This is a genomic window from Cupriavidus sp. FW216-B1 (assembly GCF_058789195.1).
In genome coordinates this window covers 118,989-138,643 of record NZ_JBYTEL010000017.1, presented here as the reverse complement: position 1 = coordinate 138,643, position 19,655 = coordinate 118,989, and the positions used below count along the sequence as shown (strand labels likewise).

General features: G+C 59.2%; 17 protein-coding genes and 1 pseudogene. 16 read left to right on the top strand and 2 right to left on the bottom strand.

Annotation, left to right across the window (positions count from 1 at the left end; genetic code table 11):
* Positions 1–266: 266 nt before the first annotated feature.
* The 6 genes from AC3WXD_RS26745 to AC3WXD_RS26720 all read left to right on the top strand — a co-directional run bounded on the left by AC3WXD_RS26745 (position 267) and on the right by AC3WXD_RS26720 (position 5,749).
* Complete coding sequence (locus AC3WXD_RS26745; RefSeq protein WP_003118418.1) at positions 267–1,127, top strand: phytanoyl-CoA dioxygenase family protein; 861 nt, start codon at positions 267–269, stop codon at positions 1,125–1,127.
* Between the two features lie 24 nt (positions 1,128–1,151).
* Complete coding sequence (locus AC3WXD_RS26740; protein WP_059414254.1) at positions 1,152–2,048, top strand: phosphate/phosphite/phosphonate ABC transporter substrate-binding protein; 897 nt, start codon at positions 1,152–1,154, stop codon at positions 2,046–2,048.
* Positions 2,049–2,171: 123 nt separating this feature from the next.
* The gene (gene phnE / locus AC3WXD_RS26735) at positions 2,172–3,020 is read left to right on the top strand and encodes a phosphonate ABC transporter, permease protein PhnE (RefSeq protein WP_059414256.1); all 849 of its coding nucleotides are present in this window, start codon (positions 2,172–2,174) and stop codon (positions 3,018–3,020) included.
* Positions 3,021–3,053: 33 nt separating this feature from the next.
* Complete coding sequence (phnC, locus tag AC3WXD_RS26730; RefSeq protein ID WP_041682765.1) at positions 3,054–3,854, top strand: phosphonate ABC transporter ATP-binding protein; 801 nt, start codon at positions 3,054–3,056, stop codon at positions 3,852–3,854.
* Positions 3,855–3,873: 19 nt separating this feature from the next.
* Entirely contained in the window at positions 3,874–4,875 is a 1,002-nt protein-coding gene (locus tag AC3WXD_RS26725) for a phosphonate dehydrogenase (protein ID WP_026485313.1), read from the top strand.
* A 4-nt stretch (positions 4,876–4,879) separates the two neighbouring features.
* Entirely contained in the window at positions 4,880–5,749 is an 870-nt protein-coding gene (locus AC3WXD_RS26720; RefSeq protein WP_013743899.1) for a LysR family transcriptional regulator, read from the top strand.
* A gap of 232 nt (positions 5,750–5,981) precedes the next feature.
* Here AC3WXD_RS26720 and AC3WXD_RS26715 read toward each other — a convergent pair.
* Together AC3WXD_RS26715 and AC3WXD_RS26710 are read right to left on the bottom strand one after the other, a co-directional pair.
* Positions 5,982–6,221: pseudogene (locus tag AC3WXD_RS26715) on the bottom strand (integrase core domain-containing protein); the annotation flags it as partial.
* A gap of 406 nt (positions 6,222–6,627) precedes the next feature.
* Complete coding sequence (locus AC3WXD_RS26710; protein ID WP_049286361.1) at positions 6,628–9,612, bottom strand: Tn3 family transposase; 2,985 nt, start codon at positions 9,610–9,612, stop codon at positions 6,628–6,630.
* A 327-nt stretch (positions 9,613–9,939) separates the two neighbouring features.
* Between AC3WXD_RS26710 and AC3WXD_RS26705 the strand changes: the two genes are divergently transcribed.
* The 10 genes from AC3WXD_RS26705 to AC3WXD_RS26660 all read left to right on the top strand — a co-directional run bounded on the left by AC3WXD_RS26705 (position 9,940) and on the right by AC3WXD_RS26660 (position 19,641).
* Positions 9,940–10,452, top strand: a complete 513-nt coding sequence (locus tag AC3WXD_RS26705; RefSeq protein WP_017513000.1) for a hypothetical protein — start codon at positions 9,940–9,942, stop codon at positions 10,450–10,452.
* 15 nt (positions 10,453–10,467) lie between these two features.
* On the top strand, positions 10,468–13,344 hold the full coding sequence (locus AC3WXD_RS26700; protein ID WP_017513001.1) for a type VI secretion system Vgr family protein: 2,877 nt from the start codon (positions 10,468–10,470) through the stop codon (positions 13,342–13,344).
* Positions 13,345–13,372: 28 nt separating this feature from the next.
* Positions 13,373–14,224 (top strand): DUF4123 domain-containing protein, encoded by an 852-nt coding sequence (locus AC3WXD_RS26695; RefSeq protein ID WP_017513002.1) that lies wholly within the window; start codon positions 13,373–13,375, stop codon positions 14,222–14,224.
* On the top strand, positions 14,221–14,763 hold the full coding sequence (locus AC3WXD_RS26690) for a DUF3304 domain-containing protein (protein ID WP_017513003.1): 543 nt from the start codon (positions 14,221–14,223) through the stop codon (positions 14,761–14,763). Before AC3WXD_RS26695 ends, AC3WXD_RS26690 begins: the two co-directional genes overlap by 4 nt.
* Position 14,764: 1 nt before the next feature.
* Entirely contained in the window at positions 14,765–17,044 is a 2,280-nt protein-coding gene (locus AC3WXD_RS26685) for a T6SS phospholipase effector Tle1-like catalytic domain-containing protein (RefSeq protein WP_039376341.1), read from the top strand.
* Between the two features lie 365 nt (positions 17,045–17,409).
* On the top strand, positions 17,410–17,727 hold the full coding sequence (locus tag AC3WXD_RS26680) for a hypothetical protein (RefSeq protein ID WP_017514042.1): 318 nt from the start codon (positions 17,410–17,412) through the stop codon (positions 17,725–17,727).
* 231 nt (positions 17,728–17,958) lie between these two features.
* Positions 17,959–18,618, top strand: coding sequence for a hypothetical protein (locus AC3WXD_RS26675; protein ID WP_017514041.1), 660 nt, complete (start codon positions 17,959–17,961; stop codon positions 18,616–18,618).
* Between the two features lie 59 nt (positions 18,619–18,677).
* Positions 18,678–19,028 carry a hypothetical protein gene (locus AC3WXD_RS26670; protein WP_038316601.1) on the top strand — a complete coding sequence of 117 codons (351 nt, stop codon included), beginning with the start codon at positions 18,678–18,680 and terminating at the stop codon, positions 19,026–19,028.
* The gene (locus AC3WXD_RS26665; protein ID WP_017514039.1) at positions 19,021–19,365 is read left to right on the top strand and encodes a hypothetical protein; all 345 of its coding nucleotides are present in this window, start codon (positions 19,021–19,023) and stop codon (positions 19,363–19,365) included. Before AC3WXD_RS26670 ends, AC3WXD_RS26665 begins: the two co-directional genes overlap by 8 nt.
* A gap of 21 nt (positions 19,366–19,386) precedes the next feature.
* The gene (locus AC3WXD_RS26660; protein WP_017514038.1) at positions 19,387–19,641 is read left to right on the top strand and encodes a hypothetical protein; all 255 of its coding nucleotides are present in this window, start codon (positions 19,387–19,389) and stop codon (positions 19,639–19,641) included.
* Positions 19,642–19,655: the final 14 nt, after the last annotated feature.

Sequence of the window (19,655 nt, the reverse complement as noted above, 5' to 3'; positions counted from 1 at the left end):
GACTTCTTCATCTGCAGAACTCCCTCTTAACGAGAAAATTCTACTTCTCCCAGCGGTGGATTTCAGGGGGTATTACCCTGCGACCATCCTTCTGTGTTGCATTCCGCGTCCCGCTGTCATGCCTATGCCATACCGACGATCTACCATCCTTTCATGATCGATCTGTAGATCAAAGTTACTTATTGATTACATGATCGAATCAGCATGCCGGAAGGAGCCGCAGTTTGCCCTCCCGATTATTCGTTGGAAGACCTTGGAGCATCACCATGTTTGCAGAGCAGCAACGCGAATATCTCGACAAGGGATATACGAAGATTGAAAGCTTTTTCTCCGCGGAGGAAGTAGCGAAGATTCTTGAAGACGTCAAGCAAATTGAATTGGGAGCTATTGGCGTAGCTTCGGACAATGAGACTTACCAGTTCGAAAAGAAGAATGGCGAGACGACGAAGCTACTGCGTCGCGTCGAGAATCCTCACCTTTATTTCGATGCAATAGATTCTTTGGTCAGGTCGGAAAAAATCGTCGATTTGCTTCGGCATTTCCTGGGCGAAAACATCCGTTTGCACAATAGCAAAATCAACTTCAAGCCGCCATCAGGCGCGCCAGTCCAGTGGCATCAGGACTGGGCATTCTATCCCCACACAAACGATGATTTTCTTACTCTCGGAATTTTCCTCGACGAGACAAGTGAGAAAAATGGCGCGATGGCATGCTTGCCAGGCTCCCACAAAGGAAAAGTGTACGACCACCGGAACGTCGAGACGGGCGAGTTTTGCCACGCGATCTCTCGCTCCAACTGGGACGAAGCGCTCGACCCGACAGAAGGGGAGTTACTGACGGGACCCGTAGGAACTGTCACGTTGCATCACGTCCGGACCCTTCATGGTTCAGGCCCAAACCACTCAACGATCAGGCGGCGTTTTCTGCTCATCGGCTATGCCGCGGCTGATGCCTGGCCACTTCTGGGCTGTGGCAACTATGGGGATTATGAAAGCCTCATGGTCTCTGGCCGATCCACCGTATTCCCGCGCATGGTGGAACTCCCTTTGACTGTCCCGTATCCGTTGTCGATGTACGGTGATCGCATCTTTGAAAGTCAACGAGCTTTGACTCAAAAGTACTACTGAAGTCTTTAACTCACTGAGGTCATAATGCAAGTTTTTACTCTGTTTTCGAAATTCAAGAAGGCGTTAACGCGCGCCATTCTTGCCTTTATCGCCACAATCATAGTGTGCACACCCGCGCAGGCAGCTGAGGTTGTCAATGGTAAACTTCACCTGCGTTTTGCAATTGCGCCGTTGCGTCCAACGCCTAGCCAGACCATCAAAGAGTTTGAGCCGATATTCAAGTATCTCGCCGACCAGCTCGGCGCGACCTATGAAATCGTCTCCCCGGAAAGCTGGGCGGCAATATCTGTGGCAATGACAAATGGCCATGTCGATGTGGGCTGGCTCGGACCCTGGGGCTATGTCTTGTCGAATAAAAAGGCCGGCACCGAAGTGCTTGCAATGGCCAAGTACCGCGGGAAGCCGTTCTACAAAGCCCTCATTGTCGGTCGCGCCGATCTGCCGATCAAAAAATGGCCCGAGGACGCGAAGGGTTTGAAGCTGTCACTCGGTGATCAGGGCAACACTTCTGGCTGGCTCATCCCGATGGCGTACTTCAAGAGCATCGGCATCGACCCTGCGAGCTATTTTGAATATCGTGAAGGTGCCACGTTTGGCCAGAACGAATCACAGATTCAGCACGGACTGATCGACCTCGGATCCGATATGGATCGGGGCCGGAACGGGATGATCGAAGCGGGTCAAATCGATCCTTCGAAGTCCAAGATCGTGTGGGAATCCAGCAAGCTGCCGAACGACGCGATATCCGTGCCGAAGGATTTTGATCCTGCTCTGAAAGCGCGCATCACGGAAATACTGACGTCCTTGTCCGAAGAGAAAGCACAGTCGCTGATGGGCTCGGGCTATAACGGCTTCGTGAAGGCAAAGCACAGCGATTACAAGGTAATCGAAGACGCCGGCCGCATCCTGGGAAAACTATAAAGCACGAGGGGTCCGTTCTTGGATGAGGGCAGCGGACGACAAGGTGGACTGACGCACGCCAGCTCCTTGTCTCCGCTGCACGAACATACGGGCGCGCATCGCGATACCACAGAGGATGAACCAATGAATCAGCGAATCGAAGAAGTCATGCTGGCTAATGTCAAGAGGGACGTAGCCAGGAGAAAGCGGCATTTTGCAACGTCGGTCGTAGTACTCAGTTTGCTGGCAGTGGCCTGGTACGTGTGTCAGATAGAATTCCAGAAGCTAGGCGCCGGTTTACCGAGACTATGGTCATTCGTCGTGCAGATGTTTCCACCCGACCTGAGCGACCTGGACGTCATTCTAAAAGGGGCTGGCGAGACGCTCGCCATGGCGACGATTGGCACGATATTCGCCACAATCATGGCATTTCCGCTGGCACTCATGGCTGCGCGTAATACCTGTCCGAACAAGTGGACCTATCGGGTATCCCGCGCCATCCTGAACGCCAGCCGCGGCACGGAGACATTTGTCTATGCACTTGTATTTGTAGCAGCAGTGGGCTTCGGTCCGTTCTCCGGCGTACTGGCCATTACTTTCCACATGGTAGGGGCAATCGGCAAAATGTTTGCTGAAGCCATCGAGCCCGTTGACCAAGGGCCATTGGATGCGCTCGCCTTGACCGGTGCCAGCAGGGCAAAGATTATCCGCTACGGTCTGATCCCGGATGTTATGCCGCACCTGATCGCGAGCGTTCTATACATTTGGGAATTCAGTGTCAGAACGTCCACAGTACTGGGCATCGTAGGCGCAGGTGGAATTGGGCAGACCCTGAAAGATACTGTGGACTTGTTGGAATTCAACAAGATGATTACGGTACTGGCGGTTATATTGCTGATGGTGTCGGCAATCGATTTCATCAGTGACCGGCTCAGGTACTTGATATTGGACACAAAACGCGAGGGATTCGAAACTCTCCCTGCGAATAACTGATTGCTTCACGTATTACTGGAAGGGCGGTTCGCAATGAAAGATGTAGCGTTGCAGTTAAAGAATGTCGGTAAGTCATACGGCAATAAAGTTGTCCTGGAATCGATTGACTTCGAAGTACGTCACGGCTCAATGGTTGCCTTGCTCGGCACAAGCGGGGCAGGGAAGTCGACGCTTTTCCGATGTCTCACTGGCCTTGAGCCGATTGACTCCGGTTCTATCGTGGCGCTCGGAGAATCCATACATGAACTGTCTCCGGCGCGTCTGCGGGCAGTACGTGGCCAGATCGGGTTCGTGTTCCAACAACTGCACCTGGTGAAAAGGTTCTCAGCACTCGAGAATGTATTGGGTGCGCGTCTGGCAGAGATGCCCATTTGGCGCGTCACATTGAAAAGCTTCAGCCGGGCTGACAAAGTGCTCGCGTTCGAATGTCTGGACCGGGTCGGCATGCTCGATTATGCAAACACGCCTACGCAACTGCTGTCAGGCGGTCAGCAACAGCGTATTGCGATAGCGCGAGCCTTGGCGCAGAAGCCCAAGATTATTATTGCGGACGAACCCGTCTCCAGCCTCGATCCGCTGACGGCGCGCTCGGTTCTGCAAACGCTGAAAGCCGCGGCTACAGATCTTAATGTCGCGGTCCTGTGCAGCCTGCACCAGGTAGACCTGGCACTTGAAGTGTCTGATCGAGTCGTGGGATTGCGGGATGGGCGAATCAGTTTGAATATGGCTAACCAACCGAATGATCAAGGCATGATGCAAAAGATACGATCCATTTATCAGCAGCGTGCCGTACACAGCGACAGAGACGAGCCGTTGCAGCGGCATGTCGCGTAGTTCGTTCCTCAGAGGTCCCATGAAACCAAGAATCGTAACAACGCATCGAATCCACCCTGACACGCTGGCCCTCCTTGAGACCGCCGCTGAAGTAATTTCCAATCAGTCCGATTCAACCATGTCGCGGGAAGAGGTACTGTTGCGCACCAATGATGCGGACGGGATGATGGTGTTTATGCCGGATAGCATAGATGCGGATTTTCTATCCGCGTGCCCCAATCTGAAGGTCATCGGCGCCGCGCTTAAAGGATATGACAACTTTGATGTCGAGGCATGTACCCGCCATGGGATTTGGTTTACGATTGTTCCTGATTTGCTTACGAGTCCCACAGCTGAACTAACGATTGGCCTGTTGCTGAGCATCACACGGAATATGCTGCAAGGTGATAATTACATTCGATCACGCCAGTTCAATGGTTGGACCCCGCGGTTTTATGGCACAGGTTTGACGGGTAAAACCGCCGGCATCATTGGGACGGGAGCGGTCGGGCGGGCGGTCGCAAAGCGGCTGGCCGCCTTCGATATGCAAATTCAGTACACGGATCCGCAGCCTTTGCCGCAAGAGTCGGAAAGGGCATGGAATGCGAGCAGAACATCGCTGGACCAGCTATTGGCGACAAGCGATTTCATCATTCCCATGCTGCCGATGTCGTCAGATACCCACCACACCATAAATGCTCGGGCATTAGACCGCATGAAGCCCGGTGCGTACCTCGTCAATGCCTGTCGCGGCTCCATCGTAGATGAGCGGGCCGTGGTGCATGCGCTTCGGACGGGGCATCTGGGCGGTTACGCCGCAGACGTCTTCGAGATGGAGGAATGGGCGCGTCCCGACAGGCCGCATTCTATTCCTGACGAATTGCTTGATCCTGCTTTACCCACATTCTTTACGCCTCACCTGGGTTCGGCGGTCAAATCGGTACGGATGGAAATCGAGCGTGAAGCCGCCCTCAGTATCCTCGAAGCGTTGCAAGGGCGCATTCCACGCGGAGCGGTCAACCATGTTGGAGCGGGGAGATGACTGAGTGATTAATCTCGATCACGTTGAGAGTTTTCTGGCCGTAGTCGCAGCCGGGGGCTTCCGCGACGCCGCAAAACAACTCGACATTTCGCAGTCGACGGTGACGCAGCATATCAAGAAGCTTGAAGAGTCGCTTAAGATGGAAGTGATCGTGCGAAGCAATGCCGGTTGCAGCTTGACAGCCGAGGGTGAAACTTTTTTGCCGTATGCGCAACAGCTCGTCAACCTGGCGTGTAAAGCCGGAACTCTATTTGAAAAGAAAGATGAAATCACGATTGGTGCGAGTTCTAACACGGGCATATACTTGCTTCAGCCATATATAAAAGAGTTTGAAGAGCGAACGCCATTTTCAGTCAAGGTGGTCATCGATAGAAACGAGGCGATAGCGCGGACCATAGAGAATTACGACCTGGACATCGCTGTCGTCGAAAGATGGGACGAGCGCCCGGGATTCGCTGCCAAGCTGTGGCGACGAGAAGAGCTGGTACTTATCGTACCGCTGGGGCATCCGTGGGCGGGCATGCGGAGTGTTGGGCCGAACCAGCTTGAAAACCAAGTCTTGATCGGAGGCGAGGCGGGCTCGGGCACCGGACGGGTCCTTCGGCAGTATCTCGGTACACGGGCAAATACGCTGAGTGTTTCCTTGCAACTGGGCAGTACCGCCGCTGTAAAAAGTGCTGTGCAGGCAGGACTGGGGATATCAGTCGTGATGAAAGCGTCCGTCGAGAACGAGTCCCGACTTGTCTTGTTTTCAACGGTTCCCTTTGAGGGCGATCCGCCCCGGAAGGAGATCTACATCGTGTTTCGGAATGGCATGCTGAAGCATCCGTCCATCGCTGCTTTCGTCGACATACTTTTGAGCCGTCCGCACTAAATCGGCTTGTGAGCTCGGCTTGTAATGCCGCCGCCGACCCTGGGCGCCGAAGTTCGGGCTGTGGCGTCGCCACACCGATTCTTTCCACGGCAGCTTCGGCTACGACGGAGTGAAAGATATGGGCGAGGGCAACAAACAAAATAGCCAGTCAAACGACTGGCTCTTGAAATTTTGAGGACAAAACCTTTGAAGTCTAGCCTCTCATCCCGATAAAGTGACCTGCTCCGTTTTTTCATACCACCGCCATTTGGGAAATGGCATGGATTGATAAACAGTTCCTCAAGCTTTGGGCCATTTGCAACGGCGTCAGGTAGCCCAAGCTGGAATGCGGTCGTACCTCGTTGTAATGGCGCCGCCAATCCGCGATGACGATTCTGGCCTCGATCCGGTTGCGAAACCATTCCAGACTGAAGCACTCGTCACGCAGTTTGCCATTGAAACTTTCGGTGGTGCCGTGCTGCCATGGCTTGCCCATAGCGGGGATACCGAAAAGCTAACTCCTTCAGCAGAAGTTTGCCTGCCGGAGCCTCTCTTCGCTGTGAGATGGTATCGGTTGCGCAGGTACAGATTAGACGGTATTGAGCTGGTACTGTGCAGGGCCATAGACCGACGCCCGCATCGCCCCATACAAGCTTATTAATAACTCGTAATCTCGCAGTAAGGTCAACTACAACTTGGCAGCCTTTCGGACAACTCCGAGTTTAGTTTGATCTCGGTGAACTCTTGGCGGCGGTTGGCTCAGCAACTGGGCATCCAGGCCCCGGTTGCTAGCGTTGTAAGCCCACACAACAAACTGCTCCAGCAGTCTTTCGTTCTCGACCTTAAGCCGGGCATTTTGAGGGTCGGCCGGGATTCGTAAAATTTCCGCCAGAATGAGTCTAAGCGGCTGATTTGAAAGAGAAATCGATCGTCGGATCAAGCGGCGGCACCTTCTTGTGCAGGTCCATCAAGTAATCGCCGAACCGGTTGATGTGGTCCTTCCGGTAAGGCGACAGCACCTTCAGCACTTCGGCGTCGATCGGCAACCCCTTCTCCTGAAGCTCCTTGAGCTTGCGCGACATCCACTGCACGTTGTACAGGATGACCATGTTGGCCACGAGTTGGTTGTACTTGATGACCTTGCGCTGCTCGTGCCGGATGTTCTCGGCGATGACGCCCTCTCCCCCGAACATCAGCCACTGCGCGTAGTCGTTGAACTGCTCGCTCTTGTTGGTGGCCGCATGGATGGCCCGTCGCATGTCGGGGTTGCTGATGTACTTCAGCAGGAACATCGTACGGATGACGCGGCCCAACTCTCGGAAAGCGAAGTACAGCTTGTTCTTGCGGCTCTCGGAGCCGAGGCGCCGGAGGATCGTCGACGGCGTCATACGGCCGACCTTAATCGAGATGGCCACGCGCAGCATGTCCGGGAAATGCCGCTCGATCAGTGCCCAGTCGATGGTGCCCCGGAACAGCGAATCGATGTTTTTGTAGCGCCGGCGCCGGTCGGCCTTGTAGAACACCAGATCCTTGATGTTTCGGATGCGCGGCATCAGGTTGATCCCCAGTAGATGTGCCAAGCCGAACACCGGCCCGCTCTGCGCCTGCGTGTCGCCATGGACGGTGTCGGGCTGCACGCTGGAGGCATTCTTGAGCAACCCATCCAGGATGTAGACGGCCTCGTGCACGCCGCAGGGAATGAAGTGGCTGAACAGCGCGATGTACATGTCGGAGACATGGTAGTAACCGATGCCGCCATAGCCACCGTACCGGATGTGATATTCCGACAGCAGGTTCTGCTCGTAGAGGTTCCACTTCGTGCCGTCGGCCGACACCCGCTTGCCGGAACCCCAGAACTTCGGCAAAGCGAACCGGTTGTAGGCATTGATGACCTGCACGATGGCTTTGTCCAGGCGCTCCTCGGTGACGTGTCGCAGATTCAGCCAGGCGACCTGCTTGCGGCTCAGGTTCTTCACCGAGCGCGCGGTCTGGCTCGGTCCGAGATTGCAGCCATAACAGAACAGCGTTGTGATGAACCGCTTGCGCGGATCGTCGATCTTGGCTTCGAACCCCGACAGCGGACCGAACAGCTTGTGCAAGTCGAGCCACCGCTCGGTCTCGATCAGGATGTCCAGAATGCTCACCGGTGGCATCGACGCGGTGATGGCCTGATCGATCAGCAGCTTGTTGGGCGGATCGGGATCTTTCTCCAGCCGATGCAGGATGAGCCCCTGTTCGCTGATCTCCACATGGTCGTTGGCAGGGAACTCAGAGTCCACCGCGTCAGCGAGCGTACCCAATTCTTCTTTCAACGCCTGGACGAATGCCTTGCCGTCGACCGGGAAATTGACCAGCTCGCTGTAGCGCGGTAGTTCCGCCCGGAACTCCTCCCACGACACCTGGTGCACACGTGGATCGTCGTACTGGTCACTGTTCTCCACATAGATGTCACCCGATTTCAACTCCCGCATGATTTGGCTGAATACGCACAGCTCGAAGTACTTGCGGTGCATCAGCCGGCCGCTCTTGCCATTCGGGAAAATCGGCTTCTCCCACTTGTCCGGTATCCAGCCCAGCGGTAGGTTGGCCGCGTCACGGTCGCTGAGCATCAGGTATTCGCGGTGCGAGGTCCTGTAGCTGCGCATCCAGTCCAGCGCTCGCAGGAGCGCATCGTCTTGCGAGCTGGCCCTGAGCGATAGCAGATCGAGGCACTGGAACAGCAGCGCCCGCAGGTTCCGATACGGACGCAGCATGAAGGGAAACGTATGGTTTCCCGCGTAGGCGATGTGTTCATTGCAGCGGGTCAGTACCCCATCGGGATCGCCGCCCAGCGCCGCGCGCATCTTCGCGACACGGGCTTCCGCCGGCAGCGTGTCGTCCTGCAGCACACCGAGCACGTCTCGAAACTGACCGACCAGGGCCTCAAGCTGGTCCGCGTGCGCTAATTGGTACTGCTGCAGGCGCAATTCGGCCGTATGTTCCAGGTTGCGCACCGTCTTGATGAAGATCTCGGCCACGTCGTCCAGTGCTTTTTGCAACTGCGCAAGGATGAACAGGACAGCCAACGCATAGCGCTTGGTGGGCTTGAGCGACCGCATTTCCTGGACATCCAGGGCGCGCGCTTCCGTGACCAACTGCGTGCACTTTGGCGCGGTGAGGATCTCCGGTGCCACCGGCATGCCATCAGCCAAGACACGCAGCGCCTCGATGTGCTTGAGGAACCCGGCGATCTCCCGTGGCGCGGGCCGCTTGGGTTCCCGTTTGACCTGATCCCAGCCGGTGCGCCCGCCACGGTTGTCGAAGAGCGCATCGATTCTGACGATCAGGTCGGGCCCCAGCGCCTCGACGATCGTGCGGTAGATGGTTTCGTTGACCTGACTGCGGGCGTGGGCAGCGATCCTGGTCAGCGCGGCCAGCGGCGGCAATTCATAGCGGTGCCGGATCAGCTCCTCGATCAGGACGTTGATGATGTCAGGCAGTTCCGTTTTGATGCGCGCCGCGTGCGCGGCCACATCGGCAAGCCACGCGTGTGTCTGCGCGTCCGTGGTGCGAATGCCGATAAAGTCGCGCAGGAGCTTTTGGTGGCGGGATTTGCTTCCTGAACGGTCGTATCGTGCCAGCACGCTGCGCAGCAGTGGGCGGATGCGCAGCACCGAACACACGTGATGCACGATGGCCGTCGGAACGCCCGAAACTGGCGGGCAGTAGCCCAGCCGCTGGTACAGCTTGAGCTGGACGAGGATCAGCGCGCGCGTGGGCGCTTGCCGATACTGGTCGGCAACAAAGCGGATTTCGGCCGGGCTCGGGGTGAACACCGTGGCCAGTTCCGTTTCCCCCAGTTCGGCCGGCAGCATTGGGTAGGCCGTGTCATGGATCTGCTGCATCGTCTCAACCGCCGAGAATGTTTGCGTCTTGAGTCTCGTCACGCCAGGCTACGCATCATAAGGGCTGACCGGTGCGATATCGGCCCCGCCTCGGGCTGAAAACCGTGTCAGCGCGCATGCAAGCAATGCCAGCATCGGGTCTGGTGGACAGTTCTTTTTAAGTCTGATTTCGATATTTTTCAGCGATAACGGGCCACAGCCGCTCTACCATCCCGGGTTTTGGTCAACCCGTGCTGGTCGTCGATGAGGTCAATCAGGTCACCCCGCAAAGCCCGCGGAACCCGACCGCCCACTGTCTGGGAGCAAGGCCGATGGATCAAGGCCGGCTTGCCGCGCGATGGGTGGATTCGCGTCGCTGCCGACGAGGGCGACGCCGGTGTCGGCACGTGTGACCGATGCCGTGGCGTGTTCACGGGGCCGGTGCACGTATTACGTCATCACAACTACCACGGCGTGCTGCGCGTCGACGAAGACTGTTCCCGCGAGTTGCGGGTGAAACCGCAACAGAGCGAGCCGAAGCCGCCGCCGCGCAGCCGGGCGACCAAGCGCCTCTTATGGCTGACCCGCGCATGGAAGCGCGGCGGCAGTTTCGATGGCCCCATGTCGCTTCCGGCCGATGGCTATGTGACCACGGTGTGGCGGCAGGAGAACGGATGGCGTTACGAAATTCGCCCCATCCGGCAAACCGAAATCTGTCGGGCAGAAACGGGCTATGCCTCTGATGAGGCTGCGCGCCTAGCAGCGTTCGATGCCATTACCGAACTTCTCGAAAACAAATCCCCCCGCCCAGATCCTGCGCGCGTGCAGCCGCCGGTGGATGGTTGGACATTGCACCTGTAACGGGCAGATCGCCGCATGGAAGTCACAACCCTTCTTCAGAACCTCTTCGCCCCCACACGCCGCCTGTACACGCTGGAAGGCGACGGGCCGCTTGCGGATCTGGCGGTGGAAGCCTGGCTCGGTCGCGAGGCACTGTCCGAACTGTTCGAATGGCGCGTGGTGGCCGTCAGCGCCAATGCGCGCATCGCGCTCAAATCATTGCTGGGCCAGCGGGTCACGCTGGTCACGACGCTGGCCGATGGTACGCAGACCAAGCGCACGGGCCTGATCCGCCTGGCTGAGAAGCTCGGCGCGGACGGCAGCCTCACGCGCTATCGCCTGACGGTGGTGCCATGGTTCTGGCTGACCACGCAGCAGCGCCACAGCCAGGTGTTCCAGAATCGGCCGCTCGCTGACATCATTGAGCAGATGCTGTCGCCGTACGAGCCGTACGCCTCGTGGCGCTACGCGGCCGGTGCCGAAGCACGCATGAGCGATTTCGGTACACGCGCGCACATCGCGCAGTTTCGCGAGACGGACTACCACTTCGTCACACGCCTTCTCGCCGAGGCGGGGCTCGGCTTCACCACGGTGGAAGACGACCAGGCGCACGGCGGCCACACGCTGGTGATCTTTGCCGACAGCACGCAGCTGCCGGAAGACACGGAGTCGGCTGCGGCCGGCGGCATCCGCTTCCACCGCGCGCACAGCCTGGAAGAGCGCGACGCCATCCAGCAACTGGCCTGCCACACCCGCACAACTGCCGGCGGCGTTGCCGTGGCCGCGTGGGACCCGGAAGGCAAGCACAGCGTGCGTGCCCATGCGCCCGCGCGCTTTGCCACCAGCGCCGGCAGCCCCGACGCGTATCTGTCCATCAGCCCGTCGCTGGCGCCGGATTCCGCCAATGCCCAGCGCATTGCCGAGCAGGTCATGGAAAGCCTGGAGGCGCGCGCACTGCTGTTCTCGGGGCGAGGCACGGTGCGCACGCTGCGCAGCGGTACGCGTCTGCAGGTGGTGGATTGCCCGCACCTGCCGCAAGACGTGGAAGGCGCCTATCCGCTGTTGATGGATCTGGTCGAGCACTGCGGCATCAACAACCTGACCGTCGATACGCACAACGCGCTCAGCCAGCGTTTGGGCGGGCTCGATGCCGCGCTGGCATTCGATACGCCGCCCAGCGCGCCGGAATCCGGCCCGGGCGTTTTTGGTTTCCAAGAAGCAGAAGGCCCCGTCGAACGCAGCACGCCGACTGGCGATCTGCTCAAAGCAGCACGCGCGCACGGTTACGCTGGCGTCTTCCGCGCCGGCGACGCACGCCGGCCCTGGCGCCCGGCCGTGACTGAACCCGATTGCGGCCGTCTCTACGCGGCGCCCACCGCGCAAGGCGTACACAGCGCCATCGTGGTCGGCCCGGACGGCCAGACCCAAGCCGGCGGAGACGGCGAGCACCATGCCAGCCCCGCAGGTGAAATCCGCGTGCGCTTTCCCTGGCAACAAGGCGAGCGTGCAGATGACCGAAGCAGCCGCTGGGTACGCGTCGCGCAGCGGCAGGCCGGTTCCGGCATGGGCTGGCAATGGCTGCCGCGCATTGGGCAGGAAGTGCTCGTCAAGTTCAGCGAAGACGATGTCGACCAGCCGGTCGTCATTGGTGCCCTCTACAACGGTCAGGGCGAGGCCGGCGTTGCGCCGACGCCCGGCGGCCAAACCGCAGCTCAAATGGACACGGCCGCACTCTACAAACAAGGCAGCGATACGGCCCCGAGCGCCCAGGGTAACGTGGCGGGCGGCCACAGCCCCGCCTGGCACGGCATGGGCACCGACGCGGACGGACACCGCAACGCTGCTGCGCACACCGGCTTCAAGAGCGCCGAACACGGCGGCAGCGGCTACAACCAGCTCGTCTTCGATGACAGCGATGGTCAGTTGCGCACGCAGCTTGCCACCACGCAGCTACACAGCCAGATCAACCTTGGCCACCTCGTTCACCAACAGGACAACCGGCGCGGCAGCTTCCGTGGTCAGGGCTTCGAGCTGCGCACCGACGGCCACGCCGCCGTGCGCGGCCAGGCCGGACTGCTGCTGACCACCTACCGCGACGCCGCCAGCGGCAAAGCTGTGCCCACAGGCGACAACGCCGCCGGCATTGCCCTCATCAAGCAGGCCAAGGCGCTCACCCAATCGCTGGGCCAAGGGGCCGTCACCCATCAGACCGCTGGCCTGTCGTCGGCGAAGGACGAGAATGCGCCGCTGGCCAAGCAGGAGAAGGCCGCCGCCGGCATGGTGGACGGCAAGGCGCTCGATGCGGCGAAGCAGGATGCCAGCGCCGGCAACACCAGCACGCCGGGCAAGGTGCCACACCAGGGCGAGGCGATGGTGCATGCGAACGGCCGCGCCGGGTTGGTCATGGTGGCCGGTCAGGATCTGCAGTTGGCCAACGGCGAGAGCATCGCCCTGGGCAGCGGCCAGGACACCAACATCGCCGTCGGCAAACAGGCGCGCATGCACGCTGGGCAAGCGATCGGCGTGGCGGCGGGCCTGTCCAAGGCGGGTGACAACAACATCGGCCTGCAACTGACCGCCGGCCAGGGCAACATCGACGTTCAGGCGCAGCACGACACGCTGAAGCTCATGGCCAAGGATGACCTGAAATTAGTGTCGGCCAACATGAACGTGGATTTTGCGGCGGCCAAGCGGATTCGCCTGGCGACGGCGGCCGGTGCAGCCATTACGCTGGAGGACGGCAACATCACCGTCGAGTGCTCCGGGCCGATTACCTACAAGGCCGCGCAGCGCACCTTTGATGGGCCGGTGAACCAGTCGTATCCGTTGCCGGCGTTTCCACAGAGCATCTGTGTCGAATGCATGTTGCGCGCAATGGCTGGCGGTCATTCGCTCGGTAGCAGGAACGGCTGATTTAGCAGACATCGAGGTCATTGGCACCATGGCAACCCGTTTCCAGATTCAACGCAGACGCTCGGATGAACCTGCTTGGGTGAACGATTTCCCGGATAGCGCTCTGGCACAACTTTTTGGCGCATTGCCGGAGGCGAACGTGTATGCCTTGGTCGACAACGCGTTCGATACCGGTTTCGCGCAGCGGCTACGCTCGCGGTTTCCGGGCTTGCATCCGCAGTCACTCTACGAGGGGCGCTATGACGGGCCCGGCTTGGCAGAAATCGCCCCCTCCGTGGTCCGCATACCGGTTGAAGAATCCGAACGGCGTACGTTCCTTGAGTTCGTTCTGAATGAGACTTCGGGCAAGCCGATGCTGAGCTTCTTGCATCGCATCGCGTCGGCTCTTGATCCAGTCGCGCACCTCCAGGACCAGATGGAAGCTGTGGACCATGAGGGGAAGGCGTTCCTGATCCGCTTCGCGGATACCCGCTCGTTGGATGCGCTGCTGCAGGTGTTTGATGACGCGCAGCGTGAGCGCTTCCTGAATGGGTTGCGGTGGTGGTACTTCCGACGCGATGGCAGGTTGCAGGCTGTCGGTCACCCTGACGATGCTTCAGCCGACCGGACTGACGAACCCTATGTCTTCAGTCGGGAGCAGATGGATCGTCTTGATGCGCTGGCTCGCCCGGATGGCCTGCTGAGACTCATTCAGACGAACGTGCATTGGTGGGGAGAACTAACAGGTACACCATCTCAGGCGCATAGCTGCATTCGGATGGCGCTGGATAGCCCCGAGTTCAACGCGGGCGCGCATGACGCAGTGGTTTTTCGAGTAGTCGCCGGTGCATTGAGTGAAGCTGGTTTGCTGCAGTCGCAAGAAACGACGGAACAGTCATGAAAATTCGAACATGGATGGCACTCGTGTTGGTGGTGTTGGCCACGCTCAGCGCCGGCTGCAAGCCTGCGGAGCAGGCGAATGCTGCCCAGCAAGATGAAGACCTCGGCCTTGAGGTCCGAGTGCTCAACTACATGGATGAGGGACTCGACATCGTTTATGTAAACGGCGTTTGGGTAGGAAGTGAGAAGCGCCATGCAGGGGGTTTTGGTGTTGCAGGGGCAATCGGTGTGCCACGCAAGTGGCATCCAGGTCTTACAGTAGAAGTTGAATGGCAGGACGACACGCTCTACCGGAAGGACCATGATGCGACATACAAGGCACAGGTCCCCGTCGAGCCGTATCCTGACGGCGATCCAAGTTCGCTTTGGCTAGCGTTTTACCCAGGCAAGAAGATAAGAGCCATTGCTTCGCGCTATACGCCTCTCAATCCCAAATTTCCAGGCGGACTGAAGTATCCAGAAGACGCTTGCATGGCGGACAAGGCGTGCGCCGCCAAGTTCTATCCCGAGCGCATGGCGTCATCCAGCCAGGAGCGATGAGATGGCCGAACTCGAACGACTGCAGCCAAATCCCTTCGCCCTAACGCTGGACGAGAAGGGACGGTGCATGGCGAACAACATTGAGGCCTTCTCAGGGCAATGCACCGAGGAATTGCGAATCGGGATCTTCTTCGATGGCACCAACAACAACAAGGATCGGGACGCACCCAAGCACGCCCACAGTAACGTAGCGCGGCTGTACGACATCTTTGAGCGGAAGAAAAATCAGGTGGCCTTCTATGTGCCCGGCATCGGGACACCGTTCGAGAAAGAAATCGGCGACACCGGCCGCGGCTATGACGCACGGGCGGGGCTGATGGCGGGCTGGGGCGGTGAAGCCCGCATCAATTGGGCATTGCTGAAACTAACCGATGCGCTTTACCAGCTGTTTTACGGAGATGATCTGAGTAGGGCGATGGGCACCGAAGATCTGAAGGTGCTTCGCAAAATCTCGGGCGATTTGAGCTTCCCTGTACATAAGCGCGCGGAAGCCGGCGCACGCGACGAGGCGCAGAAGATCAAAGACGAAGTGGAGCAACTGAATGACGCAGGGACGGGGCGCACGCTCGCCGTCGCGTTGGACACGGCGGACAACATTCCCAATGCCATTCCGCGCAAGCAGGAGTTGCAACGGCGGCGCGAGTTCCTTTCGCAAAAGCTGAAGGCACTCATCGCCGACCGCAAGCCGAAGCTCCAGCGCATTCGCCTGTACGTGTTCGGATTCTCACGCGGCGCGGCGGAAGCTCGGGTGTTCAGCAACTGGCTGGAAGATGCGTTCGACCCAGGTATGACGCTGGCTGGTGTCGAGGTGAGCTTCGATTTCCTCGGAATCTTGGATACTGTCGCGTCCGTGGGGTTCGCCCAAAGCTCCATGTTCTCCACCGGCCACGGCGGGTGGGGCCAAGAGGAATTCCTACGCATTCCGAAATATGTCAATCGGACGGTCCACTTGATTTCCTCACACGAAATACGTGGCTCGTTCCCGTTGGACAAGGCGGTCGCCAGGGATCTGCTCGAAATCGCCTATCCAGGCGTCCACACGGATGTGGGCGGGGCATACCGGCCAGGGGACCAAGGCCGTGGTTGCAGGGCCGACGGAACACCCGACGACAGCACCAAGCTCTCGCAAGTGACACTTGCCAAGATGTATCGGGAAGCCGTTGCTGCCGGCGTGCCGTTGAAGCCGTCAGCGGATCTTCCACCTCGGGTTCTGGATGCACTCAAGATCTCGCCCCAACTGATCAAGGACTACAACGCGTACGTTGATGCGGTGAATCCGCTTATCAAAAAGAAGGGCGGAGGAACTACTGGCGCAGCACACGTGCAATACGGCTTGTACCTGCGTTGGCGTCGGCTGCGCCTGGGCAGCGGACCCGATGCCTTTGAGAACCAACCCTTTTTCAGGCGAGCACAGAATTACAGTGCTCAGTGCGCACAGGATCTGAGCGGCGCAAACGAAGAATTGCGCGAAGAAGCCAAGACGATGTCGGAGATGGAAAACTCCATCCTGTACTCAGATGGCTGGATGGCGGCGGTATTCCGCAGGTCAGGTGTGGCCGCTGAGGCGTTGATCAGACTCCACCGTGCCATATGGGGCGACAAAGTTGCACAGTGGCGAGAGGTCAAAGAGTATTGGAATGACACGTCGCCGTTGGACCCGAGGATCGTCAAGTTCTTTGACGACTACGTGCACGACTCGCGTGCGTGGTTCAAGCCAATGGGCGCCACCAATGAAGGGGTCTGGAAGCTGAGGGAAAAAAACCGGCTGGAAGACCTCAAGCGCAAAGATGCCGAGTGGAACGCCAGATGGAAGGCGGAGTGGCAGAAGATGAGCGCGGACCTCCAGCGGGACCCGCGCGGAACGATCGAGCGCTATGCGCCGGTTTCTGACGGCGGCAAGGGTGAAGTCGCGCCGCCACCGCCACCAGTTATGGGTCAGGATCGCATCGATTTGGACCGCTATCTGAAGGACGGCACGCTGCCGTTGGAGAAAACCGGACGCGAGTTCAGTTCAGTATGGGGGTATCTACGCTGGCGCACACACTTCGCGCCGGAGCTGACGCTGGGCGAGCGTGCGCAAGCGGCGTGGGACCGTGTGGCGGCGGTGCCTGGCAAGGTAGCGGACACAGTCTCCCAGAAGGTCGGCGAAGTCGCGCATAGCGCAGAAGAGGGTCTAGCGAGCACAGCTCGCAAGCTCTTGTCTGCCGGCCAAGACGCGCTGGAACGTGGTGCGAAGCGCGTCCTGGAGCAGTACTCAGGCGGCGGGGTCCCCATGCTTTGACGCAGCCAGGAAACAGGCATTTCCTCAGCTGACTTCGACCTCCCAATCGTCCTGCTCGGACTCGGGATCGCGAGCCTGCTCGCTTCCATGGGGATGACTGATACGGGTGCCTCCACGGATGAGGAGGCGCTGCGCTCTATGGCCGCACAGCGACGTGTATTGCGTGCAATCGCCTATGTCTTCATGGGAATCGGAGGGTTGATGCTGCTGCCGTTGCTGGTCTTCAGCGTTGTCGGAATCTCCGGGGCGCCTTGATCGCATAAACAGCATTTCCGTCCTGTTTTCGAGAGACCTCCATGCCTGACCGATCCGACCCACCTTCGCCACATTCCCGCGCCGCTGTCGACTGCCAAGGTGGGCAGCGGATGGACTACCCCGACGGTAGCTTCATGGTCACGTTGCCAGGCGTCGCCACGGTTCACTGCTCACGCGACGGTGACATCGACGGGCGGACGCCGGCTATCCGCGCAGTCACCATCGCCGATCTCTCGAAGGTTGTGAAACACAGCATCATCCGCCTCTACGACACCGTGTCCCATACGGTGCACTTCGCAGGCGGCGGAGTTGTTTCCTACCTGCACGGCGTCGATGGGACCGGCTTTGAATTCAACTGTCGCAACGTCGTTTTCGAGATTTCCGAGGCGGGACAGGTGCTGGTGCTCGGCACCTATATCGAGCAGTAGTCGTTTAGATCCGCCCGAGGGCAGACCATCGTTGCCATCTTCGTGACTGCGTTTGCGTTTGGTTCGGACCAATGGCAGAATCATCACGGGCGCGCATCGCCGCCTGGGCTCCCAGCCCAAGTTTTGAGCGGCTTAAACTGGCACGAATTCATCTCTTCCTTCCGCGTCGCATGATTGTCAAAGGCGGCGGACGCTAAACGCTCAACGTTCGCTGTGCTCTGAGAGACAACCATGGACCAGTTCTCCCGCTGGAGCGGCATCGCGCACGCCCTCCTTGTCAAGCAAGCTCCCAAAATCAAACTCGGCCAAGTGCATCAGCTCCTCGCTGCCTGCCTCGGCCACCGAACGTACGCGTCGCTTCGCGCGACGGATCTCGACACCCTGAATGGCAAGCCCCACTATGTCCTGTTCGACGATGCGGCGGGACTCGCACGCGCGGAGGACCTCGGACTTGCCGTGACTGAAGCGCAGTGGCGAGACGTTTCCTTGGCGCTTCGACCCAGCGGCATTACGCCATTTTGGCTGACCACCATCGGCGGCATGCACAACGCGGCTGAACTTGTTTTCGAGGACACGTCCAATTCCCGAATCCACGCCATCCAGCGATTGGTCGGTTACCCGGATGTCAAGAGAGCGACCTCAAGCCGCTGCCATTGCGCCGAAGATCAAGTGCCGGATATTCTGAGGATTGAGGTTTCAGGGGACGCCTACGCCTACAACCAAGAAACATCGTTCGCGGTACCCGTGATCGCGATCGTGGAGTTTCCAAAGGTCGGCCAACGCATGTACGGACACGGCACGATTGTCTCGGTCGAGCAGAAGGGAGCGCCGGAGCCGCGTATCTTGGAAGACGTGGATGCGGGTGAGTTTTACTGGATGCCTGAAGAATAGCGGCCCGCTGACCGCGCTCTGACTTTGCCGGCTCAGGCCGTATCAACAAGGGAGAAATGGTGGGACAAGCAAAACAACGCGGGACCAAAGAACAACGGGTGGCGCAAGCGCACGCCAAACTGGCGGCGCTGCGCCCGGAGACGCTGGTGTGCGGCAGCTGCAAAACGGCGTTTGCCGAGTTTGAGGCGCTGGGCACGCGCGGCCTGGCCGGTATCGATGCGGCCTTTGGCGGGCCGTGCCCGACGTGCGGGGAGTCGGTCGTCGCATTCAAGGGCGACTCCGATGCGGTGGCCGATTCCATCCTTGCGTGGCAGGACATGATTGGCAGCGAAGGCGTCGTCGGCAGCCAATCGTCCGATGGGCGCTACCTCCCGCTCGACGGCCCGTCCGGAGGTACTCACCATGGGTGAGGCCAAGCGGCGCGGCAGTCAGACAGAACGTGTGGAGGCTGCCATTGGCGCGGTACCGAGCCCCGAGGCCATGCGCGAAAGTATGGGTTTTGCGGCGTCCGCGAAGTTCGTGGGCTACGTCGTGCACCTGCCCGATAGCGACGAATTCCTGGCCGATGCCATGGAGTCCCAACGCGGGGTCACGGTCTATCGGTATGGTGCCAACCCGGACCTGGCCAAGGTGTTCGCAGACTATCGCGGCGCCGCCAAGCAGGCGGCCCAGATCCAAAAGCATAGGACCGTGGTGGCCTACTTGTTCGACCACGACAATCAGTGGCTGGTCGGTTTCACGGACTGACCTCGGCCCGTCGGTAGTGCAATGAAGACCTTTTATGGGTTCCGTCTGAGGCCGAAATCGGGTGCGAGCGGTTCGCACTCGCATCCGATTCTTCCGCCACCGCTCAACGTGGAAGCCCGCGAGCGGTTGCGTTGGCGCATCGTAGACCTCGACAAGAACCCGGTCGAGATGAATGAGGATGAGCTACGTGCCTGGTTGCTCTCGATCCCAGACGACGAACTGAACGAGTTGATCGCCTTGTCGGATTGGACGCACCCCGACGACAAAGCTGGATGACTCAGGCTGTCCCT

Excerpts from the sequence above, each read along its gene's own strand:
- AC3WXD_RS26745 (WP_003118418.1), top strand. The coding sequence starts at position 267 with ATGTTTGCAGAGCAGCAACGCGAATATCTCGACAAGGGATATACGAAG.
- AC3WXD_RS26740 (WP_059414254.1), top strand. The coding sequence starts at position 1,152 with ATGCAAGTTTTTACTCTGTTTTCGAAATTCAAGAAGGCGTTAACGCGC.
- phnE (WP_059414256.1), top strand. The coding sequence starts at position 2,172 with ATGAATCAGCGAATCGAAGAAGTCATGCTGGCTAATGTCAAGAGGGAC.
- phnC (WP_041682765.1), top strand. The coding sequence starts at position 3,054 with ATGAAAGATGTAGCGTTGCAGTTAAAGAATGTCGGTAAGTCATACGGC.
- AC3WXD_RS26725 (WP_026485313.1), top strand. The coding sequence starts at position 3,874 with ATGAAACCAAGAATCGTAACAACGCATCGAATCCACCCTGACACGCTG.
- AC3WXD_RS26710 (WP_049286361.1), bottom strand. The coding sequence starts at position 9,612 with ATGCAGCAGATCCATGACACGGCCTACCCAATGCTGCCGGCCGAACTG.
- AC3WXD_RS26700 (WP_017513001.1), top strand. The coding sequence starts at position 10,468 with ATGGAAGTCACAACCCTTCTTCAGAACCTCTTCGCCCCCACACGCCGC.
- AC3WXD_RS26695 (WP_017513002.1), top strand. The coding sequence starts at position 13,373 with ATGGCAACCCGTTTCCAGATTCAACGCAGACGCTCGGATGAACCTGCT.
- AC3WXD_RS26690 (WP_017513003.1), top strand. The coding sequence starts at position 14,221 with ATGAAAATTCGAACATGGATGGCACTCGTGTTGGTGGTGTTGGCCACG.
- AC3WXD_RS26685 (WP_039376341.1), top strand. The coding sequence starts at position 14,765 with ATGGCCGAACTCGAACGACTGCAGCCAAATCCCTTCGCCCTAACGCTG.
- AC3WXD_RS26680 (WP_017514042.1), top strand. The coding sequence starts at position 17,410 with ATGGACTACCCCGACGGTAGCTTCATGGTCACGTTGCCAGGCGTCGCC.
- AC3WXD_RS26675 (WP_017514041.1), top strand. The coding sequence starts at position 17,959 with ATGGACCAGTTCTCCCGCTGGAGCGGCATCGCGCACGCCCTCCTTGTC.
- AC3WXD_RS26665 (WP_017514039.1), top strand. The coding sequence starts at position 19,021 with ATGGGTGAGGCCAAGCGGCGCGGCAGTCAGACAGAACGTGTGGAGGCT.
- AC3WXD_RS26660 (WP_017514038.1), top strand. The coding sequence starts at position 19,387 with ATGAAGACCTTTTATGGGTTCCGTCTGAGGCCGAAATCGGGTGCGAGC.